General features: G+C 73.0%; 22 protein-coding genes and 1 tRNA gene. 1 reads left to right on the forward strand and 22 read right to left on the reverse strand.

All coding sequences use genetic code 11. From position 1 onward, the window contains the following. Nucleotides 1-45: 45 nt before the first annotated feature. Nucleotides 46-654, reverse strand: coding sequence for an ANTAR domain-containing response regulator (locus WBQ80_RS02035; RefSeq protein ID WP_336572675.1), 609 nt, complete (start codon nucleotides 652-654; stop codon nucleotides 46-48). A 36-nt stretch (nucleotides 655-690) separates the two neighbouring features. Between WBQ80_RS02035 and WBQ80_RS02040 the strand changes: the two genes are divergently transcribed. After that, a tRNA-Leu gene (locus WBQ80_RS02040) sits at nucleotides 691-773 on the forward strand. A 76-nt stretch (nucleotides 774-849) separates the two neighbouring features. Here the strand turns inward: WBQ80_RS02040 and WBQ80_RS02045 are convergent. From WBQ80_RS02045 to coaBC, 21 genes are all read right to left on the reverse strand, one after another. Beyond that, nucleotides 850-1,746 (reverse strand): alpha/beta fold hydrolase, encoded by an 897-nt coding sequence (locus WBQ80_RS02045; protein WP_336572674.1) that lies wholly within the window; start codon nucleotides 1,744-1,746, stop codon nucleotides 850-852. Between the two features lie 196 nt (nucleotides 1,747-1,942). Continuing rightward, on the reverse strand, nucleotides 1,943-3,358 hold the full coding sequence (pyk, locus tag WBQ80_RS02050; protein WP_336572673.1) for a pyruvate kinase: 1,416 nt from the start codon (nucleotides 3,356-3,358) through the stop codon (nucleotides 1,943-1,945). Between the two features lie 69 nt (nucleotides 3,359-3,427). Then, nucleotides 3,428-4,885, reverse strand: coding sequence for a glutamate synthase subunit beta (locus tag WBQ80_RS02055; RefSeq protein WP_336572672.1), 1,458 nt, complete (start codon nucleotides 4,883-4,885; stop codon nucleotides 3,428-3,430). A 53-nt stretch (nucleotides 4,886-4,938) separates the two neighbouring features. Further along, nucleotides 4,939-9,462: a glutamate synthase large subunit gene (gene gltB / locus WBQ80_RS02060; RefSeq protein ID WP_336572699.1), complete on the reverse strand. Its 4,524-nt coding sequence runs from the start codon at nucleotides 9,460-9,462 to the stop codon at nucleotides 4,939-4,941. Nucleotides 9,463-9,630: 168 nt separating this feature from the next. Beyond that, the gene (gene lgt / locus WBQ80_RS02065; protein WP_336572671.1) at nucleotides 9,631-10,620 is read right to left on the reverse strand and encodes a prolipoprotein diacylglyceryl transferase; all 990 of its coding nucleotides are present in this window, start codon (nucleotides 10,618-10,620) and stop codon (nucleotides 9,631-9,633) included. 64 nt (nucleotides 10,621-10,684) lie between these two features. Next, nucleotides 10,685-11,470 (reverse strand): tryptophan synthase subunit alpha, encoded by a 786-nt coding sequence (gene trpA, locus WBQ80_RS02070; protein ID WP_336572670.1) that lies wholly within the window; start codon nucleotides 11,468-11,470, stop codon nucleotides 10,685-10,687. Then, entirely contained in the window at nucleotides 11,467-12,675 is a 1,209-nt protein-coding gene (trpB, locus tag WBQ80_RS02075; protein WP_336572669.1) for a tryptophan synthase subunit beta, read from the reverse strand. Before trpB ends, trpA begins: the two co-directional genes overlap by 4 nt. 1 nt (nucleotide 12,676) lies before the next feature. After that, nucleotides 12,677-13,447: an indole-3-glycerol phosphate synthase TrpC gene (gene trpC, locus WBQ80_RS02080; RefSeq protein WP_336572668.1), complete on the reverse strand. Its 771-nt coding sequence runs from the start codon at nucleotides 13,445-13,447 to the stop codon at nucleotides 12,677-12,679. 3 nt (nucleotides 13,448-13,450) lie between these two features. After that, nucleotides 13,451-13,681, reverse strand: coding sequence for a DUF6704 family protein (locus tag WBQ80_RS02085; protein WP_336572667.1), 231 nt, complete (start codon nucleotides 13,679-13,681; stop codon nucleotides 13,451-13,453). A 37-nt stretch (nucleotides 13,682-13,718) separates the two neighbouring features. After that, nucleotides 13,719-14,462 carry a Trp biosynthesis-associated membrane protein gene (locus WBQ80_RS02090; RefSeq protein ID WP_336572666.1) on the reverse strand — a complete coding sequence of 248 codons (744 nt, stop codon included), beginning with the start codon at nucleotides 14,460-14,462 and terminating at the stop codon, nucleotides 13,719-13,721. 4 nt (nucleotides 14,463-14,466) lie between these two features. Beyond that, the gene (locus WBQ80_RS02095; protein WP_337282450.1) at nucleotides 14,467-16,002 is read right to left on the reverse strand and encodes an anthranilate synthase component I; all 1,536 of its coding nucleotides are present in this window, start codon (nucleotides 16,000-16,002) and stop codon (nucleotides 14,467-14,469) included. After that, a complete protein-coding gene (gene hisI / locus WBQ80_RS02100) occupies nucleotides 15,999-16,427 on the reverse strand; it encodes a phosphoribosyl-AMP cyclohydrolase (protein WP_336570856.1) in 429 nt (142 codons plus the stop codon). Before hisI ends, WBQ80_RS02095 begins: the two co-directional genes overlap by 4 nt. Continuing rightward, the gene (hisF, locus tag WBQ80_RS02105; RefSeq protein ID WP_336570857.1) at nucleotides 16,424-17,185 is read right to left on the reverse strand and encodes an imidazole glycerol phosphate synthase subunit HisF; all 762 of its coding nucleotides are present in this window, start codon (nucleotides 17,183-17,185) and stop codon (nucleotides 16,424-16,426) included. Before hisF ends, hisI begins: the two co-directional genes overlap by 4 nt. 9 nt (nucleotides 17,186-17,194) lie before the next feature. Then, the gene (gene hisG, locus WBQ80_RS02110) at nucleotides 17,195-18,034 is read right to left on the reverse strand and encodes an ATP phosphoribosyltransferase (protein WP_336570968.1); all 840 of its coding nucleotides are present in this window, start codon (nucleotides 18,032-18,034) and stop codon (nucleotides 17,195-17,197) included. A gap of 47 nt (nucleotides 18,035-18,081) precedes the next feature. Next, on the reverse strand, nucleotides 18,082-18,345 hold the full coding sequence (locus WBQ80_RS02115) for a phosphoribosyl-ATP diphosphatase (protein WP_336570858.1): 264 nt from the start codon (nucleotides 18,343-18,345) through the stop codon (nucleotides 18,082-18,084). 9 nt (nucleotides 18,346-18,354) lie between these two features. Then, nucleotides 18,355-19,038 (reverse strand): ribulose-phosphate 3-epimerase, encoded by a 684-nt coding sequence (gene rpe, locus WBQ80_RS02120; RefSeq protein ID WP_336570859.1) that lies wholly within the window; start codon nucleotides 19,036-19,038, stop codon nucleotides 18,355-18,357. A gap of 10 nt (nucleotides 19,039-19,048) precedes the next feature. Then, a complete protein-coding gene (locus tag WBQ80_RS02125) occupies nucleotides 19,049-20,500 on the reverse strand; it encodes an RsmB/NOP family class I SAM-dependent RNA methyltransferase (protein WP_336570860.1) in 1,452 nt (483 codons plus the stop codon). Beyond that, complete coding sequence (fmt, locus tag WBQ80_RS02130; RefSeq protein ID WP_336570861.1) at nucleotides 20,497-21,429, reverse strand: methionyl-tRNA formyltransferase; 933 nt, start codon at nucleotides 21,427-21,429, stop codon at nucleotides 20,497-20,499. The genes WBQ80_RS02125 and fmt overlap by 4 nt, the downstream gene beginning before the upstream one ends. Nucleotides 21,430-21,497: 68 nt before the next feature. Continuing rightward, nucleotides 21,498-23,438 (reverse strand): primosomal protein N', encoded by a 1,941-nt coding sequence (locus WBQ80_RS02135; RefSeq protein WP_336570862.1) that lies wholly within the window; start codon nucleotides 23,436-23,438, stop codon nucleotides 21,498-21,500. A 16-nt stretch (nucleotides 23,439-23,454) separates the two neighbouring features. Further along, on the reverse strand, nucleotides 23,455-24,648 hold the full coding sequence (gene metK, locus WBQ80_RS02140) for a methionine adenosyltransferase (RefSeq protein WP_336570863.1): 1,194 nt from the start codon (nucleotides 24,646-24,648) through the stop codon (nucleotides 23,455-23,457). Next, complete coding sequence (coaBC, locus tag WBQ80_RS02145; RefSeq protein WP_442892668.1) at nucleotides 24,645-25,919, reverse strand: bifunctional phosphopantothenoylcysteine decarboxylase/phosphopantothenate--cysteine ligase CoaBC; 1,275 nt, start codon at nucleotides 25,917-25,919, stop codon at nucleotides 24,645-24,647. Before coaBC ends, metK begins: the two co-directional genes overlap by 4 nt. Nucleotides 25,920-25,930 lie beyond the last annotated feature (11 nt).

Below are 25,930 nucleotides of genomic sequence, written 5' to 3' on the forward strand. Positions count from 1 at the left end.
CCACGGGGCGGCCGGCGGGCTCGGGACGCAAGTCCCGAGGGAGTGCTACTTCTTCGGCGCGAGCTGCTCGATGATCGCCTGCGAGACGTCCTTCATCGTGAGGCGGCGGTCCATCGACGCCTTCTGGATCCAGCGGAACGCCTCGGGTTCGGTCAGGCCCATCTTCTCGTTCAGCAGGCCCTTGGCCCGGTCGACCAGCTTGCGGGTCTCGAAGCGCTCGACGAGGTCGCCGACCTCGGCCTCGAGCGCGATGATCTGGGCGTGCCGGGCCAGCGCGATCTCGATCGCGGGCAGGAGGTCGTTCGGCGTGAAGGGCTTGACCACGTAAGCCAGTGCGCCCGCCTCGGTCGCGCGCTCGACGAGCTCTCGCTGGCTGAACGCCGTGAGGAGCACGACCGGGGCGATGTGGCCCTTCGAGAGCCGCTCCGCCGCGGAGATGCCGTCGAGCTGCGGCATCTTCACGTCCATGATCACGAGGTCGGGGCGGAGCTCGGTCGCGAGTGCGACCGCCGTCTCGCCGTCTCCGGCCTCGCCGACGACCTCGAACCCGTTGTCGCGCAGGATCTCGACGATGTCGAGGCGGATGAGCGACTCATCCTCCGCGACCACGACGCGGCGCGGCGCGGCCGGCTGGGTCTCTTCGCTGTCTGTCACGCAGGAAAGCCTACGGTATTCTGGGCGAGCCCTCCGGCCGGTGTGGCGGAATGGCAGACGCGGAGCACTCAAAATGCTTTGCCCGAAAGGGCGTGTGGGTTCGACCCCCACCACCGGCACCCGATCCGACCTGCGGCCCCGGCGGGCCGCGGCCGGGGCCTCCGACGCGACGTGTCAGCCAGGCCCCGCCCCGCATCACTCCCGCGGGGGCGGGTGATGCGTGCCGCGGTGGATCTCGTACACCCGCGCATGCCCCGGCGAGTCCGGGTCGTCGACGATCGGCCGGTCGTGCATGAAGAGCCGGATCACGTGCGACAGCTCGCCCGGGTGGCTGAAGTTGATCGCGTGCGCCGCGCCCTCGATCTGGACGATGAGCACGTGGTGGTCCGTCCGACTCGCCACCTCGTCCACGCGCTTCGAGCCCGGGATGAGCGGGTCGCGGTCGCCGAGGACGGCGAGCGTCGGAATGCGGAGGGCGAGCATCCGCTCGAGCGACGGGTACTGCGTGAGGGCGCGGAACATCCGCACCGTGCTCGGCACACCGAAGCGCAGGTAGTCCGGGGTCACGACGCCCATGAGCCGAGGAGGCTCGCGCGGGCCGTCGCGACCGATCTGGGCCATGGCCCGCCGGAGCGGCTGGTTGAAGACCCCACCCGCCGGTGAGACCAGCACGGCACGGTCGATGCGGTCCGGGTAGTGGTACGCGAACTCGCAGATGACGGGGCAGCCCATCGAATTGCCGACCAGGGTCGCCCGCTCGATCCCCCGCGCGTCGAGGAAGCGCGCCGCCGCATGCGCGAGGTCGGGCACGTCGAGGGCGTCCGCCGCACCGCCGCTCCGTCCGAAGCCGGGCAGGTCGGGTACGAGCGTGTGGTACTCGTCGGCGAGCCGCTCCGCCGTCGGCACCAGGTACCGGCCGGAGAGGCCGAACCCGTGCACGTGCATCATCACGGGGGCGTCCGGAGGAGAGACGGACTCGCGGTAGAACACCCGGACCCCGTCGACCGTGGTCCAGCGCTCGGCGAGCCTCGAGACCCGCCGTCGCGCGACGGACCGACGGCGCGACCGCGTGCGACCCGTTCTCGTCACCATCGCGCGCTCCCTCCCGTCGGGTGAGGACGACGTCGGGAGCACGACCCCCTGACGCCGCGGCACGCGACAGTCTGGTACCCACGCGCACGCGCCGACAGGCCGGAGGTCCCGGAGCCCGTCGGGGCGCCGCAGTGCGACGCGCCGACGCCGACGGCCCGGCGCTCGCATGGAGCGCCGGGCCGTGGACGGGTCGAAGCTAGAGCACCTCGCCGACGACGTGCACGCGCACGTCGTTGGTGGTGCCCGGGATGCCGGGAGGGGACCCCGAGATGATGACGACCTTCTCGCCGGCCTCGGCCTTGCCCGTCTTCGCGAGCACGTCGTCGACCTGGCCCACCATCTGGTCGGTGTGGGTCACGCGCTCGACCACGAACGACTCCACGCCCCAGTTGAGCGCCATGCGGCGACGGATCGCGGGATAGGGCGTGAAGGCGAGGATGGGGATGCTCGACCGGAGGCGTGTCATCCGGCGCACCGACTCGCCCGACTCGGTGAACACGCACAGGTACTTCGCCTCGACGAAGTCGGCGACCTCGACGGCTGCGAGCGTGATCGCGCCGGCCTGCGTGCGCGGCTTGGTGCCGAGCGGCGGGATGCGCTCGAGTCCGTGCTTCTCGGTCGACTCGATGATGCGCGCCATGGTCTTGACGGTCTGCACGGGGTACTCCCCCACGCTCGTCTCGCCCGAGAGCATCACCGCGTCGGCGCCGTCGAGGATCGCGTTCGCGACATCGGACGTCTCGGCGCGCGTCGGCACGGGCGCGTGCGTCATCGACTCGAGCATCTGCGTCGCGACGATGACCGGCTTGGCCAGCCGGCGCGCGATCTCGATGGCCCGCTTCTGCACGATCGGCACCGCCTCGAGCGGCAGCTCCACGCCCAGGTCGCCTCGCGCGACCATGATGCCGTCGAACGCCTCGACGATGCCCTCGAGCGCGTCGACGGCCTGCGGCTTCTCGATCTTGGCGATGACGGGGAGCCGGCGGCCCTCCTCGGACATGATCTCGTGGACGCGGTCGATGTCGGACGCGTTGCGGACGAACGAGAGGGCGATGAGGTCGGCGCCGAGCTTCAGCGCCCATCGGAGGTCGGCCTCGTCCTTCTCGGACAGCGCGGGCACGTTCACGGCCACGCCGGGCAGGTTGATGCCCTTGTTGTTCGAGACCGGACCGGCGACGACGACCTTGGTCGTGACCACGGTGCCGTCGGTCTCGAGGACCTCGACGCGGACCTTCCCGTCGTCGATGAGGAGGTGGTCGCCCGCCTCGACGTCGTGAGGCAGGCCCTTGAACGTGGTGCCGACGATCTCCTTGGTCCCGAGGATCTCCTCCGTCGTGATCTTGAAGATGTCGCCCTCGGCGAGCTCGTGGGGGCCGTCGGCGAACTTGCCCAGGCGGATCTTCGGCCCCTGGAGGTCGACGAGCACCGCGACGGCGCGGCCCGAGTCGTTCGCGGCCTTCCGCACGTTCTGGTAGACGTCCTCGTGCACGTCGTAGCTGCCGTGGCTGAGGTTCATGCGGGCGACGTCGATGCCCGCGTCGATGATCGCGCGGATCTGCTCGTAACTGGACGTTGCCGGCCCGAGCGTGGCGACGATCTTCGCTCTTCTCATGTGGTGTGTGCTCCAGGGGTTGCGCGCCGAAGCGCTGGATACGGACTCGTCAGGCGCTCGAGGCGCCGGTCAGATGGCGAAGGCTCGTGCCGTCGCGGGAATGGGACTCGGGAGCTGCGTCTCACCTTCAAGGTACCGGTCGACGGCGGCCGCCGCAGCGCGTCCCTCGGCGATCGCCCAGACGATGAGCGACTGGCCGCGGCCCGCGTCGCCGGCGACGAACACGCCCGGCTCGGCCGTGGCGTAGTCGGCGTCGCGGGCGAAGTTGCCTCGGTCGGTGGCCTGCAGGCCGAGCTGCTCGTGCGCGGCGTCCGTCTCCGGGCCCGTGAACCCGAGCGCGAGCAGCACCAGGTCCGCGGGGATCTCGCGCTCGGTGCCCGCCTTCGGCACGCGGCGGCCGTCGAGGTATTCGGTCTCCGCGACCCGGATGGCGCGCACCTCGCCGGCGTCGTTCGCGAGGAACTCGACGGTCGACGCCAGGTACTGGCGCTGGCCGCCCTCCTCGTGCGCGCTCTGCATCTCGAAGAGCGTCGGGTGCATCGGCCACGGCTGCTCGGCCGGGCGAGTCGGGCTCGGCTGCTTGCCGATCGCGAGGTTCGTGACCGACAGTGCGCCTTGGCGGTGCGCGGTGCCGATGCAGTCCGCGCCGGTGTCGCCGCCGCCGAGGACGACGACGTGCTTCCCCTCGGCCGTGATCTGGTCGAACACCTCCTCGCCCGCGACGCGGCGGTTCGCCTGCGTCAGGTACTCCATCGCGAAGTGGACGCCGGGGAGGTCGCGGCCGGGGATGGGCAGGTCGCGCGGCACGAGCGCGCCCGTGGCGACCACGACGGCGTCGTAGCGGCGACGGAGCTCGTCCCACGAGAGGTCGACGCCGATCTCGACGCCCGCGCGGAAGCGCGTCCCCTCGGCGGTCATCTGCGCGAGGCGCGCGTCGACGTGCTTCTTCTCCATCTTGAAGTCGGGGATGCCGTAGCGCAGGAGCCCGCCGATGCGGTCGTCTCGCTCGTACACGGCGACGGTGTGACCGGCACGGGTGAGCTGCTGGGCGGCCGCGAGGCCCGCGGGTCCCGAGCCGACCACCGCGACGGTCTTGCCGGTGAGGCGCCCGGGCGGCTGCGGCTGCACCCAGCCGTTGCCGAACGCCTGGTCGGCGATCGAGACCTCCACCTGCTTGATCGTCACGGCGGGCTGGTTGATGCCGAGCACGCACGAGGACTCGCACGGCGCCGGGCACAGGCGCCCGGTGAACTCCGGGAAGTTGTTGGTCGCGTGCAGGCGCTCGCTCGCCGCCCGGCCCTCGCCGCGCCACGTCAGGTCGTTCCACTCCGGGATCAGGTTGCCCAGCGGGCAGCCCTGGTGGCAGAACGGGATGCCGCAGTCCATGCAGCGGCCGGCCTGACGACGCAGCTGGGCGGGATCGCCCTGCTCGTAGACCTCTTTCCAGTCCATGATGCGCACCGGCACGGGACGCCGCTTGGGCAGCTCGCGCTCGGTGACCTTCAGAAAGCCCTTCGGGTCAGCCACCCGTCACCTCCACGTACTCCTCGTGCACAGCTCGGGTCCAGACCACGGTCGTCTCAGCCACCCGTCACCTCCAGGATTCGCGTCCAGACCACGTCGCCATCGGGGTCGAGCCCCTCGTCGACCGCCGCCTGGCGGGTGCGGAGGACCGCGGCGTAATCGCGCGGCAGCACCTTGGTGAAGCGGTCGAACGCGGCATCCCCCTCGGCGAGGAGGGTCGCGGCGACCACGGAGTCGGTGTGCTCGAGGTGCTGCTCGAGCAGGTCTCGGACGATCTCGCGGTCGGCGCTGCCCAGCGGGTGCAGTTCGAGCTCGCCGCTCGAGAGCGACTCGCGGTTGACCCGCGACTCGGCGAGGTCGAGCACGTACGCCGTGCCCCCCGACATGCCGGCGCCGAGGTTGCGTCCGGTGCCGCCGAGGATGAGCGCGAGCCCTCCCGTCATGTACTCGAGCGCGTGGTCGCCCACGCCCTCGACGACCGCGGTGGCGCCCGAGTTGCGGACCAGGAAGCGCTCGCCGACGATGCCGCGGATGAACATGCTGCCGCGGGTCGCGCCGTAGCCGATGACGTTGCCCGCGATGACGTTGCGCTCGGCGACGAAGCCCGCCTCGCGCGACGGGCGCACGATGACCTGCCCGCCCGAGAGGCCCTTGCCGACGTAGTCGTTGGAGTCGCCCTCGAGACGCAGCGTGATCCCGCTCGGCAGGAACGCGCCGAACGACTGCCCGGCCGAGCCGGTCAGCGTCACGTCGATCGAGCCGGTGGGCAGGCCCTCGGCCCCGTGGCGAACCGTGACCTCGTGGCCGAGCATCGTGCCGACCGCTCGTTCGGTGTTCCTGATCGGCAGGGAGATCTCGACGCGCCCGCCCTGGTCGAGCACGAGTGCGCTGCGCCGGATGAGCTCGTTGTCGAAGTGCTCGTCGAGCTCGTGGTCCTGCGCGCGGAAGTTGCGGCGCGGCTCCGAGCCCGAGAAGTCGGGGCCGACGAGCACCGGCGTGAGGTCGAGGCCCGACGCCTTCCAGTGCGCGACCGCGCGGTCGACGTCGAGGAGCTCACGGCGCCCGATGACCTCGTCGAGGGAGCGGTAGCCGAGCTCGGCGAGGTACTCCCGCACCTCCTGGGCGATGAACTCGAAGAAGTTCACGACGAACTCGGGCTTGCCCGTGAAGCGCTTGCGCAGCTCGGGGTTCTGCGTCGCGACGCCGACCGGGCACGTGTCGAGGTGGCACACGCGCATCATGACGCAGCCCTCCACGATGAGCGGGGCGGTCGCGAAGCCGAACTCCTCGGCGCCGAGCAGCGCGCCGATGACGACGTCTCGGCCGGTCTTGAGCTGCCCGTCGACCTGCACGACGACGCGGTCGCGCATGCCGTTCAGCATGAGCGTCTGCTGCGTCTCGGCCAGGCCGAGCTCCCACGGGGTGCCCGCGTGCTTGAGCGAGTTCAGGGGGCTCGCGCCCGTGCCGCCGTCGTGGCCCGACACGAGGATGACGTCCGCCAGCGCCTTCGCGGTGCCCGCCGCGACCGCGCCGATCCCCGACTGGCTCACGAGCTTGACGTGGATGCGCGCCCTGGGGTTCGCGCGCTTCAGGTCGAAGATGAGCTGCTTGAGGTCTTCGATCGAGTAGATGTCGTGGTGGGGCGGCGGCGAGATGAGTCCGACGCCCGCGGTCGCGTGGCGCGTGCGGGCGACCCACGGGTACACCTTCGCGGGCGGCAGCTGTCCGCCTTCACCGGGCTTCGCGCCCTGCGCGAGCTTGATCTGGATGTCGTCGGCGTGGGTCAGGTACATGCTCGTGACGCCGAAGCGGCCGGATGCCACCTGCTTGACGGCGCTGCGTCGCTCGGGGTCGAGCAGGCGATCGAGGTCTTCGCCGCCCTCGCCCGTGTTCGACTTCGCGCCGAGCCGGTTCATGGCGATCGCGAGCGTCTCGTGCGCCTCCTTCGAGATCGACCCGTAGCTCATGGCGCCCGTCGAGAAGCGCTTCACGATCGACTCGACCGGCTCGACCTCGTCGATCGGCACGGGCGGACGGACGCCCGTCCGCAGCGCGAACATGCCGCGCAGCGTCATGAGCTGCTCGGCCTGCGAGTCGACCATCTGCGTGTACTCGCGGAAGACGTCGAACCGGCGGTTGCGGGTCGAGTGCTGGAGGCGGAAGACCGTCTCGGGGTTGAACAGGTGCGGCGAGCCGTCGCGTCGCCACTGGTACTCGCCGCCCGTCTGCAGGCGCTCGTGCGCCCGCACCGCGGCATCCGCCGGGTAGGCCACCTGGTGGCGGGCGAGGTTCTCACGCGCGATGACGTCGATGCCGACGCCGCCGAGCTTCGACGTGGTGCCGGTGAAGTACTCGTCGACGAACTCCTGCGCGAGCCCGACCGCCTCGAATGCCTGGGCGCCCGCGTACGACGAGATCGTCGAGATGCCCATCTTCGACATGATCTTCAGGACGCCCTTGCCGAGCGCGGTGATGACGTTCCGCACGGCCTGCTCGGGCGTGACGCCCGCGAGCGTGCCGGAGCGGACCAGGTCCTCGCAGCTCTCCATGGCGAGGTACGGGTTCACCGCGGACGCGCCGTAGCCGACGAGCAGCGCGACGTGGTGCACCTCGCGCACGTCGCCCGCCTCGACCACGAGGCCCACCTTCATGCGGGTCTCGGACCGGATCAGGTGGTGGTGCACGGCCGACAGCATGAGGAGCGACGGGATCGGCGCGAGGTCCTTCGTGGAGTCGCGGTCGCTGAGCACGATGAACGAGGCCCCCTCGTCGATCGCCTCGTCGACCTCGCGGTAGAGCTCCTCGAGGCGCGCGCGCAGGCCGCCGGGGCCCTCGTCGACGCGGTAGAGGCCCCGGAGCGTCCGGGTGGCGCGCGCGCCCGACGGCGAGGTCATGTGCACGATCTTCGCGAGCTGGTCGTTGTCGATGACCGGGAAGTCGAGCGACACCTGGCGCGCGTGCTCGGCGCCGGCGGCGAGGAGGTTCCGCTCCGGTCCGAGCGACGTCGAGAGCGACGTGACGACCTGCTCGCGGATCGAGTCGAGCGGCGGGTTGGTGACCTGCGCGAACTGCTGCGTGAAGTAGTCGAACAGCAGGCGCGGGCGCTCCGAGAGCACGGCGATCGGCGTGTCGGATCCCATTGCGCCGAGCGGCTCCTGACCGGTCGCGGCCATGGGCGCGAGGAGGATCTTCACCTCCTCCTCGGTGTAGCCGAACGTGCGCTGGCGTCGGTTGACGGATGCCGGCGGGTGCACGATGTGCTCGCGCTCGGGCAGGTCGGCGAGGCGGATCCGGCCCTCGTCGAGCCACTCGCCCCAGGGTGCGGATGCCGCGAGCTCGGACTTGATCTCGTCGTCCTCGATGAGTCGGCCCGCCTCGGTGTCGACGAGGAACATGCGGCCGGGCTGCAGGCGGCCCTTGCGGACGATGCGCTTCTGCGGAAGGTCGAGGACGCCGATCTCGCTCGCGAGCACGACGAGCCCGTCGTCGGTCACGAGGTAGCGACCGGGGCGGAGGCCGTTGCGATCGAGCGTCGCGCCGACGAGGGTGCCGTCGGTGAAGACGATCGCCGCGGGGCCGTCCCACGGCTCCATGAGCATCGAGTGGTACTCGTAGAACGCGCGGCGGGCCGGGTCGATCTCGGCCTGCTTCTCCCACGCCTCGGGGACCATCATCATGACCGCGTGCGGGAGGCTGCGGCCGGCGAGCGTGAGCAGCTCGACGACCTCGTCGAACGAGGCGGAATCGCTCGCGCCGGGCGTGACGATCGGCAGCAGCGGCTCGAGCTCGCCGAGCACCTCGGAGTCGAGCTGGGACTGGCGTGCCCGCATCCAGTTGCGGTTGCCCTGGATCGTGTTGATCTCGCCGTTGTGCGCGATCATGCGGAACGGCTGCGCGAGCGGCCACGACGGGAACGTGTTCGTCGAGTAGCGGGAGTGGACGAGCGCCAGCTTCGACGCGAAGCGCTCGTCGGAGAGGTCGGGGTAGAACGGCTCGAGCTGGAGCGTGGTGACCATGCCCTTGTAGACGAGCGTGCGGCACGACAGCGACGCGAAGTACAGCTCGAGCTCGCGCTCCGCGCGCTTGCGGAGGCGGAACGTGAGCCGGTCGAGCGCGATACCCGAGAGGTGCTCGCCCTCGGCCGTGTTCGCGGAGCTGCGCACGTAGAGCTGCTGCACGACGGGCATCGCGGCGCGCGCGAGCGTGCCGAGCTCCTCGGGGCGCACGGGGACCTCGCGCCATCCGAGCACCTCGAGGCCTTCGGATCCCGCGATGCGCTGCAGCCGCTGCTTGACGGTCGACCGCGCGGTCGGGTCGACGGGCAGGAATGCGTTGCCGACGGCGTACGCGCCGGCGGGCGGCAGCGGGAAGTCGACGACGTCGCGGAGGAACGCGTCGGGCACCTGCGTGATGATGCCCGCGCCGTCCCCCGTGCCGGCGTCGGAGCCGACCGCGCCGCGGTGCTCGAGGTTGCGCAGGCTGTCGAGCGCCGCCTGGATGATGTCGTGCCCGGCGGTGCCGCGCAGCGTCGCCACCATGGCGAGCCCGCAGGCGTCCTTCTCGGCGGCGGGGTCGTACATGCCCTGGGCGGGCGGCGTCAGACCGAACCGGGAGTGGGGAGGGGGAAGCGACACGTTGGACCGTCCTCGGTATCTCGTTAGGCAGCGGGGACGACGTCGGCCCACGGAGGGAGGTTCACGGCGCGAGGTGCGGCGCCGAGTCGGAGAAACGCGGTGTGGTGGCGTGGCCTACGCGGAGGCCGAGCGGCTGGAGCTTGTGGCTGCCGGCTCGCCGGGTGCGTTCTCACCCTCGACGCCTTCGTCGAGAGAGTCGGAGTCGGACTCGGTGTCGTCCGAGTCTACCTCAGCATCCGCGGGCCTCCATTCACGGCCCGGGCGGTACACGCTCGGCTCGATGCCGGGGTGCCGGCGGCGCTGCACGAGGATGATGACGAGCCCGATGACGATGGCGGCGAACGACGCCCACACGTTGGACCGGATGCCGAGGAACATCTCGCTCGGGTCGACGCGGATGGTCTCGAAGACCGCCCGACCGGCACCGTACCAGATGAGGTAGGCGCCGAACATCATGCCCCAGCGCAGGCGGAAGAAGCGCTCGAGCCCGAGCAGCACGGCGACGCCGACGAGGTTCCAGATGATCTCGTAGAGGAACGTCGGGTGGAAGAGCGTGCCCTCGGCGAGCCCCTGCGGCCAGGCGGCGTTGTCGGCCGGGATCTCGAGGCCCCAGGGCAGGTCGGTCGGCCAGCCGTAGAGCTCGGCGTTGAACCAGTTGCCCAGCCGGCCGATGGCCTGGGCGACGAGGAGACCCGGGGCGACCGCGTCGGCGAACGACCAGAAGCGCAGGCCGGTGAGCCGGCAGGCGATGATGACGCCGACGGCGCCGCCGATGAGCGACCCGTAGATGGCGTTGCCGCCCTCCCAGATCGCGATCACGCGCCAGAGTTCCTGCCCGGCGAAGTAGTCGTCGGGGTGGGTGAGCACGTGGTAGACGCGCGCGCCGATGATGCCGAGCGGCACGGCCCACAGGACGACGTCGAGCACGATGCCGGGCTCGGCGCCGCGCTTGGTCAGGCGCCGCGAGGTCATGATCGTCGCGATGACGATGCCCGCGAGGATGAACAGCGCGTACATCTGGATGTTCAGCGTGCCCCACGGGACCGGGATCTCGAGGGTGCGCCACTCCGGGTCGGGAGTCGGGATGCTGAGCGGTGCGAACACGCCGGCGTCTGCCTTTCGTCGATGGTGCGGGGGCGCCGCCCGCGGCGGCCCCGTCGAGACTACTTCACTTCCGGGCGGTGCCGCGCGCGAGCTCGGCCGCGAGCGCACCGGCCGCGTCGACGCCACCGTCGGCGAGGGCCTTCACGAGGGCCGACCCGACGATCGCGCCCTCGGCGTACTCGAGCACCTCGGCGACCTGGTCGGCCGTCGAGATGCCGAGTCCCACGCAGCTCGCCTCGGCGCCGGCGCCGCGGAGGCGCCCGACGAGGGTGCGCGCGGCCTGGTCGACGTCGGTGCGAGCTCCGGTGATGCCCATGGTCGAGACGGCGTAGACGAAGCCGCGGCTCGCGTCGACGGCCTGGCGGATGCGCGCGTCGGTCGACGACGGTGCCGCGAGGAACACCCGGTCGAGGCCGGTGCGCTCGGATGCCGCGATCCACTCGCGGCCCTCGTCGGGGATGAGGTCGGGCGTGATGAGCCCGGCTCCCCCGGCGGCGGCGAGGTCGTCGGCGAACCGGTCGACGCCGTACTGCACCACGGGATTCCAGTAGGTCATGACGAGCACGGGCGCGTCGACCCGCTCGGTCACGCGTCGCACGGCCTCGAAGCCGTCGGCGAGGCGGAAGCCGTTCGCCAGGGCCTGCACCGTCGCGGCCTGGATGACGGTGCCGTCCATGACCGGGTCGGAGTACGGCAGGCCGAGCTCGAGCACGTCGACGCCGTTCTCGACGAGGGCGACCGCGGCGTCGACGCTCGCGTCGAGCGTCGGGAAGCCGACGGGCAGGTAGCCGATGAGTGCGCCCGCGGCCTCCTCGTTGCGGCGGCGGATGACCGGGCCGACGTTCCTCACTCGGCGCTCCCGCGGTCGAGGAGCTCGAAGTAGCGGGCCGCGGTCTCCATGTCCTTGTCGCCGCGCCCCGAGAGGTTGACGAGGATGGTCGCGGTCGGGCCGAGCTCGCGCCCGAGTTCGAGCGCGCCCGCGAGCGCGTGCGCCGACTCGATCGCGGGGATGATGCCCTCCGTGCGCGAGAGGAGCCGCAGGGCCTGCATCGCCGCGTCGTCGGTGATCGGGAGGTAGGTGGCCCTGCCGAGCGCGGCGAGCCACGAGTGCTCCGGACCGACGCCCGGGTAGTCGAGGCCCGCCGAGATCGAGTGCGACTCGATGGTCTGGCCGTCGTCGTCCTGCAGGAGGAAGCTGCGGGCGCCGTGGAGGACTCCGGGGCGGCCCTTCGAGATGGTCGCCGCGTGGCGCGGGGTGTCGACGCCCTCGCCGCCGGCCTCGTAGCCGTACAGCGCGACGTCGGCGTCGTCGAGGAACGCGTGGAAGATGCCGATCGCATTCGATCCGCCGCCGACGCAGGCGGCGACCGCGGTGGGCAGCCCGCCCGTCAGGTCGATGACCTGCTGGCGCGCCTCCTCGCCGACGATCTTCTGGAAGTCGCGCACCATCTCGGGGAACGGGTGCGGGCCCGCGACCGTGCCGAAGATGTAGTTCGTGGTCTCGACGTTGGTGACCCAGTCGCGCATCGCGTCGTTGATCGCGTCCTTGAGGGTGCGCGACCCGGTCTTGACCGCGATCACCTCGGCGCCGAGGAGCCGCATGCGCGCCACGTTCAGCGCCTGCCGCTCGGTGTCGACCTCGCCCATGTAGATCGTGCAGTCGAGGCCGAACAGGGCGGCGGCGGTCGCCGTGGCGACGCCGTGCTGGCCCGCGCCGGTCTCGGCGATGACGCGCTTCTTGCCGATGCGCCTGGTGAGCAGCGCCTGGCCGAGCACGTTGTTGATCTTGTGCGAGCCCGTGTGGTTGAGGTCTTCGCGCTTCAGGATGATGCGGGCGCCGCCCGCGTGCTCGGCGAACCGGGGCACCTCGGTGATGATCGAGGGTCGCCCGGTGTAGCTGCGGCCGAGCTCGGCGAGTTCCTCGCCGAACGCGGGGTCGAGCTTCGCCAGCGTGTACGCCTCGGAGAGCTCGTCGAGCGCCGCGATGAGCGATTCAGGGACGAACCGCCCGCCGAACTCGCCGAAATACGGACCGGTCTGGGCACGAAGGGCCATGTCACACCGCCAGGAATGCAGAGAGGTTGGAGATGGGGTCGCCCGTGACGAGCGCCTCCCCCACGAGCACGGCGTCGGCGCCCGCGGCACGGTAGTGCGCGACATCCGCCGCCGACAGCACGGCCGACTCGGCCACCTTGATCGCGCCGGCGGGGAATCGCTCGGCGAGCCGGCCGAACAGGTCGCGGTCGAGCTCGAACGTCGTGAGGTCGCGCGCGTTAACTCCGATCAGGCGCGCGCCGAGCTGCGCGGCGCGGTCGAGCTCGTCGGCGGAATGCGTCTCGACGAGCGGCGTCATGCCGAGCTCGGTGATGAGCCCGTGCAGTTCGCGCAGGGTGCCGTCGTCGAGCGCGGCGACGATGAGCAGCACCATGTCGGCGCCGGCGGCGCGGGCCTCGAACACCTGGTACGCCGTTGCGATGAAGTCCTTGCGGAGCACGGGCAGCGCCACGGCCCGGCGGACCGATTCGAGGTCGGCCAGGGACCCGCCGAACTTGCGGCCCTCGGTCAGCACGCTGATGGCGCTCGCACCGCCGAGCTCGTACGTGCGCGCGAGCGCGGCGGGGTCGTCGATCGCCGCGAGCGAGCCGCGCGACGGGCTCGAGCGCTTGATCTCGGCGATGACCTTGACGTGCGCGGCGGGCCGGAGCACCGCGAGCGCGTCGATCGCGGCCGGGCGCGCGAGCGCCGCGGCCTCGACCTCGGACAGCGGCCGCTCGGCGCGCCGGGTCTCGGCGTCGGCGACGGCGTTGGCGGTGAGCTCGGAGAGCACGCGTCAGTGCGCCTTGGGCGCGACCTTGTCGCCGTCGACGCCATATCCCGCCTTCGCGAGCGCCCAGCCGACGATCGCGCCGAGCACGAGCAGGCCGGCCGCCGCCCAGACGAGCCACTGCACGTCGAGGAAGAAGGCGACGGTGCCGATCGCGAACGCGATGAGCATGATCGTCACGGCGGTCCATGCCGCGGGCGAGTGTCCGTGGCCGGGCTCAGCGTGCTCAGTGCTCATGGTGCTCCTTCTGTGCGTGCGTGGGGTCGGGGAGAGTCTACCGGGTGCGGCCGGGTGGCTCGCGGTCGCCGCCGCCGCCGGCGTCCGGCTCGGAGTCCCGGCCGACGGGTCGGTCGGCGGTATCCGCGGAGTCCGCGCTGGGGAACTCGCCCGCGCGCCCGGACGCCTCGTCGGTGGGATCGTCGCCCCGGCTCAACCCGTCCCAGTCGTCGACGGCCCGATCGGACGCGGGGACCCCCTCGCCCGGCGCGGCGGGCGCGAGGCGCGCGCCCCCGCCGTACCGGCGCGAGATCGGCCAGGCGCGGCCCGTGACGACGACGACGACGCCGGCAGCGGCGATGAGCACGCCGCCGAGGACCGCCGCGTACGGCCAGGCCGACGTGGCCGCGGCGGCGACCAGCTCCTCGGTCGACTCGGCCCCCGCGACGCCCGTGGCGTCGGCGACGGCCGGCGACACGGCACGGACGGGGTCGCCGAGCGAGACCGTCGAGGCCAGCACGACGCTCGCGCCGAGGACCACCGCGAGCAGCCCGAGCACGAACCGGATCACCGGACCCGCGATGGCGAGGGCGCCCGCGAGGGCGAGGCCCGCGAGCGCGAGCGCCGCGAGCGCGGGCGAGGCGACCGCTCCCCCGACGTCGATCGACGTGGCGCCGCCGGCCGTGGCCTGGCCGTCGACGAGCGACACCGTGAACCAGGCTTGGCTCCACGAGAGCAGGGCGAGCCCGGATCCCGCGACGAGGCCCAGGATCGCGGGGAGCTTCATCCGCTCGGGACGCATGCGCTCAGCCCACCCGCCGCATCGCGTTGGCGACGGCGACGGCCCGCAACGGCGCAGCGGCCTTGTTGACCGACTCCTGGTACTCGGACTCCGGGTTCGAGTCGGCGACGAGTCCGCCGCCGGCCTGCACGCGCGCGACGCCGCCGGAGATCGTCGCCGTGCGGATCGCGATCGCGAGGTCGGCGTCGCCGCCGAAGCCGAAGTAGCCGACCACGCCCCCGTACAGGCCGCGCTGCGCGGGCTCGAGCTCGTCGATGATCTCGAGCGCCCGCGGCTTCGGCGCGCCCGAGAGCGTGCCGGCCGGGAAGGTCGCCCGGAACACGTCGACGGCGTTGGCGTCGTCGCGCAGGTCGCCCTCGACCGAGGAGACGAGGTGCATGATGTGGCTGAATCGCTCGACGCGCATGAACTCCGTCACCTCGACGCTGCCGGCCGTGCACACCTTCGCGAGGTCGTTCCGGGCGAGGTCGACGAGCATGAGGTGCTCGGCCTGCTCCTTCGGGTCGGCGATGAGCTCGGCCTCGAGGTCGGCGTCGTCCTCCGGCGTCGCGCCGCGCGGCTTCGAGCCCGCGATCGGGTGCGTGTACACGCGCCCGTCCTCGACCTTCACGAGCGCCTCCGGCGAGGAGCCGACGATCCAGAACGGCTCGCCCGACGGGTCCTCGAGGTGGAGCAGGTACATGTACGGGCTCGGGTTGAGGCTCCGGAGCACGCGGTACACGTCGATCGGGTGCGCCGTGGCGTCCTGCTCGAACCGCTGCGAGATCACGACCTGGAAGATGTCGCCCTCGTGGATGTAGTGCTTCGAGCGCTCGACGGCCGAGAGGAAGTCGGCCTTCTCGGTGCGGTAGCGCGGCTCGGCCGCGCGCGACAGGTCGATCTCGGCGAGGTGCGCCTCGGCCGGCGTCGCGAGCGCCTCCTGCATGCGGTCGAGCCGCGCCTGCGCGTCGGCCCAGAGTGCGTCGGCGGGCTCGGCGCGATCGTTGAGCACGGAGGCCACGAGCTGGACGGTGCCCGTGCGGTGATCGACGACGACGAGCTCGGAGACGAACGCGAACGCCTGGCCGGGCATCGCGTAATCGGCCGGCGGCCGGTTCGGCAGGTGCTCGATCTGGCGGATCGCCTCCCAGCCGATGAAGCCGACGAGCCCGCCGGTCAGCGGCGGCGCACCCGGCACGTCCTCCGTCGCCCAGCGCTCGTAGACGGCCTCGAGCGCCGCGAGCGGGGCGAGGTCGCCGGATGCCGCCCCCAGGGCGCGCTCGCGGGGAAGGCCGTAGTCGAGCCACTCGACGGCGCCGTCGCGCTCCGTGAGCACGCCGTACGAGCCGGCGCCGACGAACGAGTACCGCGACCAGATGCCGCCCTGCTCGGCGGACTCGAGCAGGAACGTGCCGGGCCGGCCGCCGGCGAGCTTGCGATAGATGCCGACGGGCGTCTCGCCGTCCGCGAAGAGCTCGCGGACGACCGGGACGACCCGTCGTCCGGCGAGCAGGGCGGTGAAGTCCTCGAGGCGCGTAGTCGCGGTGCGGGCGGACGTCATGGGGTTCCTCCGTCGGGGGCGGATTCGCCGGGGCCTCCGACGACCACGTCGAGCGGGTCGCCGTCCCAGCAGGTGCGGGTCCCGGTGTGGCAGGCCGACCCGACCTGCTCGACCTTCACGAGGAGCACGTCGGCGTCGCAGTCGAGTGCCGCCGAGCGCACGTACTGCACGTGTCCGGACGTGTCGCCCTTGCGCCAGTACTCCTGCCTGGACCGTGACCAGAAGGTCACCCGGCCCTCGGTGAGGGTGCGGCGCATCGCCTCGCGATCCATCCAGCCGAGCATGAGCACCTCGCCGGAGTCCCACTGCTGGATGATGGCGGGCAGCAGCCCGTCGCCGTCGAACGCGGCGCGGTCCACCGCGCCGGCATCCGGGGCCCAGCGCTCGGTCTCGGACTCGAGCTCCTCGTCGCCCGCGTAGGTCATCGGACGGTCCTCCCGTCGGCCTCGAGGGCGCGCTTCACCTCGCCGATGGTGAGCTCGCCGTTGTGGAACACGGATGCCGCGAGCACGGCGTCGGCGCCCGCCGCGATCGCGGGCGCGAAGTGCTCGAGCGCGCCCGCGCCGCCCGAGGCGATGACGGGGACGGTCGAGAGCTCGTGCATGAGGGCGACGAGCTCGAGGTCGAAGCCCGCCCTGGTGCCGTCGGCGTCGATGGAGTTCACGAGCAGCTCGCCCGCGCCCAGCTCGATCGCCCGGCGCGCCCACTCGAGCGCGTCGAGGTCGGTCTCGGTGCGGCCGCCGTGGGTCGTGACGACGAAGCCCGACGCGGTGCGGTCGGAGCGCTTCACGTCGAGCGACAGCACGCACACCTGCGCGCCGAAGCGGTCGGCGATCTCGGCGATGAGCTCGGGGCGGGCGATCGCGGCGCTGTTCACGCCGATCTTGTCGGCGCCGTGTCCGAGCAGGCGCCCGACGTCGTCGGTCGAGCGCACGCCGCCGCCCACGGTCAGCGGGATGAACACCTGCTCGGCGACCCGCTGCACCATGTCGTACGTGGTCGACCGGTCGTCGACCGTCGCGGTGACGTCGAGGAAGGTGAGCTCGTCGGCGCCCTGCGCCGCGTACCTCGCCGCGAGCTCCACGGGGTCACCGGCGTCGCGCAGGTTCAGGAAGTTCACGCCCTTGACGACGCGGCCCGCGGCCACGTCGAGGCACGGGATCACACGGACGGCCAGCGACATCCGCTCACCTCACAGTCGGGCCGCGTGGATGGCGCTCACGAGGATCGCGCGCGCACCCAGCCCGTACAGCTCGTCCATGACGTGGTTGACGTCGGCGCGCGGGATCATGACGCGCACCGCGACCCACTCCGGGTCGTGCAGCGGGGAGACCGTCGGGGACTCGAACCCGGGTGCGACCGCGGTCGCCGCCTCGAGGTGCGACACGGGCACGTCGTAGTCGACGAGCACGTACTGGCGCGCGACGAGCACGCCCTGCAACCGGCGGACGAGCGTCTGCGTGCCCGGTCGCTCGACGCCGGAGCCGATGAGGACGGCCTCGGACTCGAGGATGACCGGTCCGAAGATGTCGAGGCCCGCCGTGCGCAGCGTCGACCCGGTCGACACCACGTCGGCGACCGCATCGGCCACGCCGAGACGCACGGCCGACTCGACCGCGCCGTCGAGCTTGACGAGCTTCGCCGTGACGCCGTGCTGCGCCAGGAAGTCGCCCACGAGGCCCGGGTAGCTCGTGGCGACGCGGACGCCCTCGAGGTCGCCCAGCGTGTCGAACGCCCCGGGCGGGCCGGCGAAGCGGAAGGTCGAGTCGCCGAAGCCGAGCGAGGCGATCTCGCCGGCCTCCGAACCCGAGTCGAGGAGCAGGTCGCGCCCCGTGATGCCGACGTCGAGCGCGCCGGATCCGACGTACGTGGCGATGTCACGCGGTCGCAGGTAGAAGAACTCCACCCCGTTGCGGGGGTCGGCGACGATGAGCTCGCGCGAGTCGCGTCGGCCGGTGTACCCCGCCTCGTGGAGCATCTGCGCGGCGGTGTCCGAGAGCGAGCCCTTGTTGGGCACGGCGATCCTGAGCATTCCCTGGCTTTCGTGTCGACGGAACTGATCTGCGGTCATCGGCGTGATCAGAGATGTCGGTACACGTCGGCCGGCGTGAGCCCCTTCGCGAGCATCAGCACCTGCAGGTGGTACAGCAGTTGCGAGATCTCCTCGGCCGTCTCGGCGTCGGACTGGTACTCGGCGGCCATCCACACCTCGGCGGCCTCCTCGACGATCTTCTTGCCGATGGCGTGCACGCCGGCGTCGAGCTGGCGCACGGTGCCGGAGTCCGCGGGGCGGGTCCTGGCCTTGTCGCTGAGCTCGACGAAGAGGTCGTCGAAGGTCTTCACCCGACCAGACTACCCGTGCGCCATGCCGTGCCCGTGCGGGTGCGCGGCCACCGCGGCGCGCAGCGCCTCGATGCGCTCGGCCGGCACGTCGCCGTTGAAGACGTGCGATCCCGCGACGAACGTGTCGGCGCCGGCCTCGGCCGCGATGCCGATCGTCTCCTCGGTGATGCCGCCGTCGACCTGCAGCCACACGTCGAGTCCGGCCGCGTGGACCGCGTCGGCGAGACGGCGGAGCTTCGGCATGGTCTCGGAGATGAACGACTGCCCGCCGAAGCCCGGCTCGACGGTCATGACGAGAACCTGGTCGAACTCGGGCAGGAGGTCGAGGTAGGGCGCGGCATCCGTGCCGGGCTTCAGCGCGATGCCCGCGCGGACGCCGATCGAGCGGAGCTTCCGGGCGAGCGCGACCGGCTCGCCCGCCGCCTCGGCATGGAATGTGACCGAGAACGCGCCGGCCTCCGCGTACGCGGGCGCCCAGCGGTTCGGGTCGTCGATCATGAGGTGCACGTCGAGCGGGATGGGCGAGACCTCCTGCAGCCGGGTCACCATCTGGAGCCCGAACGTGAGGTTCGGCACGAAGTGGTTGTCCATGACGTCGACGTGCACGAGGTCCGCGGTCGCGATGCGCCCGAGCTCGCGCTCGAGGTTGGCGAAGTCGGCAGCGAGGATGCTCGGGTTGATCCGCGTCGTCATGCGGCCCAGCCTATCGAGCGGCCTCGACGCCCGGCGGCTCGACCGGCCCCGTGCGACGCACGAGCGCGATGAACATCGCATCGGTGCCGTGGCGGTGCGGCCACAACTGCGCCGTGCGGCCGTCGCCGCCGAGGTCGAGCGGATGCCGCGCGATCGACTGGAGCACGTCGGCGGTGTCGAGCAGCTCGGCGTCGTCGCCCCAGCGGGCGAGGGCCCGCCCGAGGGAGCCGTGCGTCTCCGACGCGTGCGGCGAACAGGTCACGTACGCGAGGACGCCGCCGGGTGCCAGGGCCCCGAACGCGGCGTCGGCGAGCTCGCCCTGCAGCGCGGTGAGCTCGGCGACATCCGTCGGCGCCTTGCGCCACCGCGCCTCGGGACGCCGCCGGAGGGCGCCGAGCCCCGTGCAGGGCGCGTCGAGCAGGATGCGGTCGAAGCCGCCCGGCGCGCCGCGCTGCTCGGCGTCGAGCTCGCGTCCGTCGCCCACCTCGACGGGCACATCGGCGGGCACGGCGGCCACCGCACGGCGCACGAGCTCGGCGCGCGCCGGCACGACCTCCTTCGCGACGACCGTCGCGCCGCCCGCGAGCGCCTCCGCCGCGAGGAGCGCGGTCTTCCCGCCGGGACCCGCGCACAGGTCGAGCCACCGCTCCCCCGGCCGGATCGGTGCGACGCGGCTCAGCGCGAGCGCGGCCAGCTGCGAGCCCTCGTCCTGCACGCGCACGCGTCCGCCGTGCTCGGCGACGAGGACCAGCGGATCGGGCGCCGTGAGTCCGACCGGCGAGTAGCGGTCCGGCTCCCCGAGTTCGCCCGGCGCCGCGGACAGTCCGGGCAGGGCCACGAGGTTGACGCGCGGGGCCGCGTTGTCGGCCTCGAGCAGCGCGACGAGTTCGTCTCCGCGCCCCTCGCGCTCGAGTGCGGTGCGAAGGGCCCGCACCACCCAGACCGGGTGGGAGTGGACGGCCGCGAGCGCCTCGTCGGGCGACGCCGCCTCGCCGGCGACCAGGTCGCGCCAGTCGTCGGCCTCGCGCCGGGACACGGTCCGGAGGACGGCGTTCACGAACCCGGCGGCCGCCGGGGCGACGCGCCGTGCGAGCGCGACGGACTCGTTGACGGCCGCGTGCGTCGCCACGCGCGTCGCGAGCAGCTGGTGGACGCCGAGCCGCAGCACGTCGAGCACGGGCGGGTCGACCTTCGCGACGGGCCGGCCGGCCGCGATCGCGACGACCGCGTCGTAGAACCCCTGCATGCGCAGCGTGCCGTACGTGAGCTCGGTCGCGAACGCCGCATCCGGTTCGCTGAGGCGCGCGCGATCGATGCGGGTCGGCAGGAGCAGGTTCGCGTAGGCGTCGGAGTCGCGGACGGCCTCGAGCACCTCGTAGGCGACGATCCGGGAGAGCGCGACCCGGTCGGGCCGGTTCCCGCGCGTCGCGGACGGACGCCGCCCGCCCTTCGCGCCGCTCATCGCGCGACCGCCCGGTCGACGCCGAGGCCCCGCCACCAGTCCGCCGCGGCCATCGCGGTGCGTCCCGCGGGCTGCACCCGCCGCAGCTCGAGCGCGCCGTCGGCCGTGCCCACGATCACGCGTCGGCGGTCGCCGCGCACCTCGCCCGGCTCCGGCTCGGGCCAGTCGCCGGATGCCGCCGGGCCGGCCTCGAGCACCTTGACGCGCACGCCGTCGACCTCGGTGTGCGCACCCGGCTCGGGAGTGACGCCCCGATAGCGCGCATCGACCTCCGCGGTCGTGCGCCGCCAGTCGAGGCGGCCGTCGTCGATGGTGAGCTTGGGCGCGAAGGTCGGCTCGCCCTGCTGCGGCGTCGCGACCGCCGTGCCGTCCGCGATCGCGTCCACGACCTCGGCGACGAGGTCGGCACCGGACGCCGCGAGCGACTCGAGCGCCGCCCCGGCCGTCTCACCCGGCTCGACCGGGCGCGTGCGGGTCGCGAAGACGTCGCCCGCATCGAGCTCGGGCACGAGGCGGAACACGGACGCGCCGAGCTCGGCGTCGCCCGCGATGAGCGCGCGCTGCACGGGCGCGGCGCCGCGCCAGGCCGGGAGGGCGGAGAAGTGCAGGTTGATCCAGCCGTGCCGCGGGGTCGACAGTAGCGGTTCCCGCACCAGTCCCCCGTAGGCGACGATCACGCCGAGGTCGGGTCGAAGCGCCGCGATCCGCGCGGTCGCGTCGTCGTCGAGCCGCGACGCGTCGACGACCGGCACGCCCAGCCGTTCAGCGGCCGACGAGACCGGCGAGGGCGTGAGCACGCGCTTGCGACCGAGCGGCGCGGGCGGGCGCGTGACGACGCCGACCACCTCGTGCCGCGATGCGGCGAGACGTTCGAGGGAGGGGACGGCGGCGGCGGGGGTTCCCGCGAAGACGATGCGGAGCTGGGGCACACTCCATCATCCCAGCCGTGCGGGGCGCGAGGGCAGGCCGCGGTCCGGCCCGGGCGGCGACGGCGCGGTCACGGCAGGTCGGGATCGTCCATGCGGACCCGCAGCGTCGGAGGCCGCCCCGGCCGACGCCCGGCGACCGGTCGTCGCCGCTCGGTCGCCGCGCGGATCGCCTCGGCCTTGAGCGCCGCCGCAACCTCGGCGCCCGACGCATAGCCGAATCGCACGATGGCCCGCTCGAGCCCGTCGTCGACCGGCACCGGTCCCAGCACGTCCACGCCGTCGATCGCGCGGATGCGCTCGAGCGCGCGTGCCAGGCGGTCGGGCGAGGAGGTCACCGAGGCCATGCGGACCGCCGGCGGGAACCGGAGCGCGCGACGCGCCTCGAGTTCGCCCGCGGCCCAGGCGGGCTGGGACCACGTCGCGAGCGCGGTGCCGAGTGCGCCGCCCACGCCGACGAGGTGCACGGGGGCACCGGGGGCCGCGAGGGCCGCGGCATCGGACCACCAGCGGAGGCAGTCCTCGGCGACGCGGAGCGACTCGCGGAGCAGCATCCGCTCGCCGTCGAGGAGGAGCACGGCTCGGTAGCCGCCCTCGGCCACCGGCTCCGCGCCGCGGGTCGCGACCACGAGCTGAGGATCGGCCCCCACCCGGAGCAGCGGGCGCTCGCCGTCGGAGACGACGATGCGTGAGCGAGGGAACGCCCGGCCGAGCTCCTCGGCGGTGCGGCTCGCGCCCACGACGGCCGCCCGCAGCGCGGTGGACTCGCACACGGGGCAGGTCCATCCGGCGGCGCTGGTGCCGCACAACGCGCAGGCCGGGCCGCCGCCCTCGCGGGGCACCACGAGCGACCCGCCGCACGCGGTGCAGCGCGCGGGCTCACGGCACCGGTCGCACACGAGCATCGGCGCGTGCCCCGGGCGCGCGACCTGCACGAGGACGGGCCCCTGCGCGATCGCCGCCTGCGCATCGCGCCACGCGGTCGAGGGGATGCGCGCCCCACCGCTGCCCGCGTCGGGCTGCTGCTCGGTGAGCACGATGCGCGGACGGGATCCGCGTCGCAGCGGGACCTCGTGCACCCAGCCGAGGCCGACGAGCCGCTGCACCTCGACGCTCCGGCTGTGCGCGAGGAACACGAGCGCGGCGCCGGACTGCTCCTGGCGGATCAGGGCCGCGTCACGGGCGTGCACGCCCGGGGCGAGCGGCTCGGCGTGCAGCGGGTCGCCGTCGTCGTAGACGGCGACCAGGCCGAGCCGCGCTGCGGGCGCGTAGACGGTGGATCGGTTGCCGATCACGACGCGCGCCGCCTCGCCGGTCGACTCGAGGAAGGCGCGGTACCGCTCCTGCCCCGTCTGGCGCGCATCCGTGCGCAGGACCCGACGTGCGTCGACCACCTCGGCGAGGGCGGCCTCGAGCTGCTCCTGGTCGCGGTAGTCGGGGACCGCGACGACCGCCGAGCGGTCCTGCGCCAGCACGTGCGCCGCCGCGGCGGCGAGCGTGGTCGCCCACGCCCCCACCCACGCGCCCGACGCGAGTCGCACGGGCCGCGCGTCGGCCACGAGCGCCATCCGCTCGCCGTCGGCGAGGCCGCGCTCGACCCGACCCGGCTCGTACTGCGCGAGGCCGGCCGGATCGACCGGCAGCGGGCCGGGGTCGCCGGGCGCCGCGAGCCACGCCTTCTCGGCGCGGACGTACCGGCCGGGGATCGCGAGCCGCAGGACGTCGCTCGCGTTGCCCGCCGCGCGATCGGCGGCCGCGCGCGCGTGCCGCCACAGGTCGGGCGTGAGCACCGGCACCTCCCCCACGACGCCCTCTACCTCGCTCAGCTCGCCGCGGAACCCGCTCTGCTCGGCGAGTTCGACGACCCAGGCCTGCGCGATGCGCCCGCCGGAGCGGAGCGGCACGCGGATGCGCACGCCCGGCACGACGGATGCCGCGAGGCGCTCCGGCACGCGATAGTCGAGGAGCTGGTCGAGCTGCGGCAGGGGCGAGTCGACGAGGACCCTCGCCACCGGCCCCGCGGCCACGTCAGAGCCCGGCTGCGGCGCGCAGGTCGTCGACGCGGTCGAGGCGCTCCCACGTGAAGGACGGGAGTTCACGGCCGAAGTGGCCGTAGGTCGCGGTGTCGGCGTAGATGGGCCGCAGCAGGTCGAGGTCGCGGATGATCGCCGCGGGCCGGAGGTCGAAGACCTCGCGGATGGCGCCGATGATGCGGTCCTCGGGAACGTGGCCGGTGCCGAAGGTCTCGACGTAGAGGCCGACGGGTGCGGCGGCGCCGATCGCGTACGCGACCTGCAGTTCGAGCCGGTCGGCGAGCCCGGCCGCGACCGCGTTCTTCGCCGCCCAGCGCATCGCGTAGGCGGCCGAGCGGTCGACCTTCGACGGGTCCTTGCCGCTGAACGCGCCGCCTCCGTGGCGGCTCGCGCCGCCGTAGGTGTCGATGATGACCTTCCGGCCGGTGAGGCCGGCGTCGCCCTGCGGCCCGCCGATCTCGAACCGACCGGTCGGGTTGATGAGCACCTTCAGCTCGGGCCGCGCGAGCTCGACGGTGTCGAGCACCGGCCGGATCACGAGTTCCTCGACCTCGGCGCGGAGCTGCTCGGTCGACACGGTGGTCGCGTGCTGCGTGGAGAGCACGACCGTCTCGATGGTGCGCGCCGTCTGCCCCTCGTAGCCGACGGTCACCTGCGTCTTGCCGTCGGGCCGCAGGTAGTCGAGCTCGCCCTCCTTGCGGACGCGGGCGAGGCGCTCGGCGAGCCGGTGCGCGAGCCAGATCGGCACGGGCATGAGCTCGGGGGTCTCGCGGACGGCGTACCCGAACATGATGCCCTGGTCGCCGGCGCCCTGCCGGTCGAGCGCGTCGATGCTGGCGCCCTCGCGCGACTCGTAGGCGTGGTCGACGCCCTGGGCGATGTCGGGCGACTGGCCGCCGATCGAGACGGAGACGCCGCACGAGCGGCCGTCGAACCAGACGTCGGACGAGTCGTAGCCGATGGAGGTGATGCGATCGCGGACGATCGCGGGGATCTCGACGTACCCCGACGTGGACACCTCGCCCGCGACGTGCACGAGGCCCGTGGTGACGAGCGTCTCGACGGCCACGCGCGCATGCGGGTCGACCGAGAGCAGCGCGTCGAGGATCGCGTCGGAGACCTGGTCGCAGATCTTGTCGGGGTGCCCCTCGGTGACGGACTCGGACGTGAACTGGCGCAGTGCGCTCATGCGGGGTGGGGTTCCTTCGTGCTTGCGGCGCCGGGCGCGAGCCGACCGGCGATGACGTCGAGGATGCCGTGCGCCACCGACAACTTGCTGCCTTCGAGCTCGGCGACGATCGCGTCGTCGGGGCCGATCACGGCGACCGTGTTCTCGTCGGCGGCGAAGCCGCGGGTCCACCCGACGCGGTTGACCACCAGCAGGTCGGCGCGCTTCGCGCGGCGCTTGGCCCGCGCGAGCTCGACGAGGCGCTCGGGATCGGCCTCGGTCTCGGCGGCGAACCCGACGAGCAGCGTGCCGTCGTGGTCGGTCGACCCGAGCTCGGCGAGGATGTCCGGGTTGCGGACCAGTTCGAGCGTGAGGTGCTCCTGCCCGTCGACCTTCTTGATCTTCGCCTCGCTCACCGAGGCGGGCCGGTAGTCGGCGACGGCCGCGGCCATGACGACCGCATCGGCCCCGTCCAGGGCCTCGTGCATCGCCTCGCGCAGCTCGAGCGCGCTCGAGACGGCGCGCACGCGGCATCCGCCGGGCTCGGCCACCTCGAGGTTGACGGCGACGAGCGTGACCTCGGCGCCACGGGCGGCGGCGGCCTCGGCGATCGCGACGCCCTGCTTGCCGCTCGAGCGGTTGCCGAGGAAGCGCACCGGGTCGAGGGGTTCGCGGGTCCCGCCCGCGGACACGACGATCCGGCGGCCCGCCAGGTCGTGCACGGCGGCGTCGCGGCCGGGGGCCCCGCCGGTGAGGCCGTGCCGCTCCGCGACCTCGAGCGCCGCCCGCACGATCACGTCGGGCTCCTCGAGCCGCCCGGGGCCGCTGTCGGATCCGGTGAGCTGGCCGACCGCCGGTCCGACGATCGTCACGCCGCGTTCGCGCAGCGTGGCGATGTTGGCCTGCGTGGCCGGGTTGCGCCACATCTCGGTGTGCATCGCCGGCGCGACGACGATCGGCGCCTCGCTCGCGAGCACGGTGTTGCCGAGCAGGTCGTCGGCGAGGCCGGCGGCGAGCCTGGCGATGCTGTTCGCGGTCGCCGGGGCGATCACGATGAGGTCGGCCGCCTGGCCGATCGCGACGTGCCGCACCTCGGCGACGCCCTCGAAGAGGTCGATGTGCACGGGGTTGCGGGAGATCGCCTCGAGCGTCGGACGCCCGACGAAGCGCAGCGCCGACTCGGTCGGCACCACGTGCACGTCATGACCGGCGAGCACGAGCGAACGCACCACCGACACGGCCTTGTACGCCGCGATGCCGCCGGTGATGCCGACGACGATGTTCAGCGCCATGCGCGCCTGCC

Source organism: Agromyces sp. CCNWLW213 (assembly GCF_037199545.1).
Lineage (GTDB): Bacteria > Actinomycetota > Actinomycetes > Actinomycetales > Microbacteriaceae > Agromyces.

Excerpts from the sequence above, each read along its gene's own strand:
- WBQ80_RS02045 (WP_336572674.1), bottom strand. The coding sequence starts at position 1,746 with ATGGTGACGAGAACGGGTCGCACGCGGTCGCGCCGTCGGTCCGTCGCG.
- pyk (WP_336572673.1), bottom strand. The coding sequence starts at position 3,358 with ATGAGAAGAGCGAAGATCGTCGCCACGCTCGGGCCGGCAACGTCCAGT.
- gltB (WP_336572699.1), bottom strand. The coding sequence starts at position 9,462 with ATGTACGACCCCGCCGCCGAGAAGGACGCCTGCGGGCTCGCCATGGTG.
- trpB (WP_336572669.1), bottom strand. The coding sequence starts at position 12,675 with ATGGCCCTTCGTGCCCAGACCGGTCCGTATTTCGGCGAGTTCGGCGGG.
- WBQ80_RS02085 (WP_336572667.1), bottom strand. The coding sequence starts at position 13,681 with ATGAGCACTGAGCACGCTGAGCCCGGCCACGGACACTCGCCCGCGGCA.
- WBQ80_RS02090 (WP_336572666.1), bottom strand. The coding sequence starts at position 14,462 with ATGCGTCCCGAGCGGATGAAGCTCCCCGCGATCCTGGGCCTCGTCGCG.
- WBQ80_RS02095 (WP_337282450.1), bottom strand. The coding sequence starts at position 16,002 with ATGACGTCCGCCCGCACCGCGACTACGCGCCTCGAGGACTTCACCGCC.
- hisI (WP_336570856.1), bottom strand. The coding sequence starts at position 16,427 with ATGACCTACGCGGGCGACGAGGAGCTCGAGTCCGAGACCGAGCGCTGG.
- hisF (WP_336570857.1), bottom strand. The coding sequence starts at position 17,185 with ATGTCGCTGGCCGTCCGTGTGATCCCGTGCCTCGACGTGGCCGCGGGC.
- hisG (WP_336570968.1), bottom strand. The coding sequence starts at position 18,034 with ATGCTCAGGATCGCCGTGCCCAACAAGGGCTCGCTCTCGGACACCGCC.
- rpe (WP_336570859.1), bottom strand. The coding sequence starts at position 19,038 with ATGACGACGCGGATCAACCCGAGCATCCTCGCTGCCGACTTCGCCAAC.
- WBQ80_RS02125 (WP_336570860.1), bottom strand. The coding sequence starts at position 20,500 with ATGAGCGGCGCGAAGGGCGGGCGGCGTCCGTCCGCGACGCGCGGGAAC.
- metK (WP_336570863.1), bottom strand. The coding sequence starts at position 24,648 with ATGAGCGCACTGCGCCAGTTCACGTCCGAGTCCGTCACCGAGGGGCAC.
- coaBC (WP_442892668.1), bottom strand. The coding sequence starts at position 25,919 with ATGGCGCTGAACATCGTCGTCGGCATCACCGGCGGCATCGCGGCGTAC.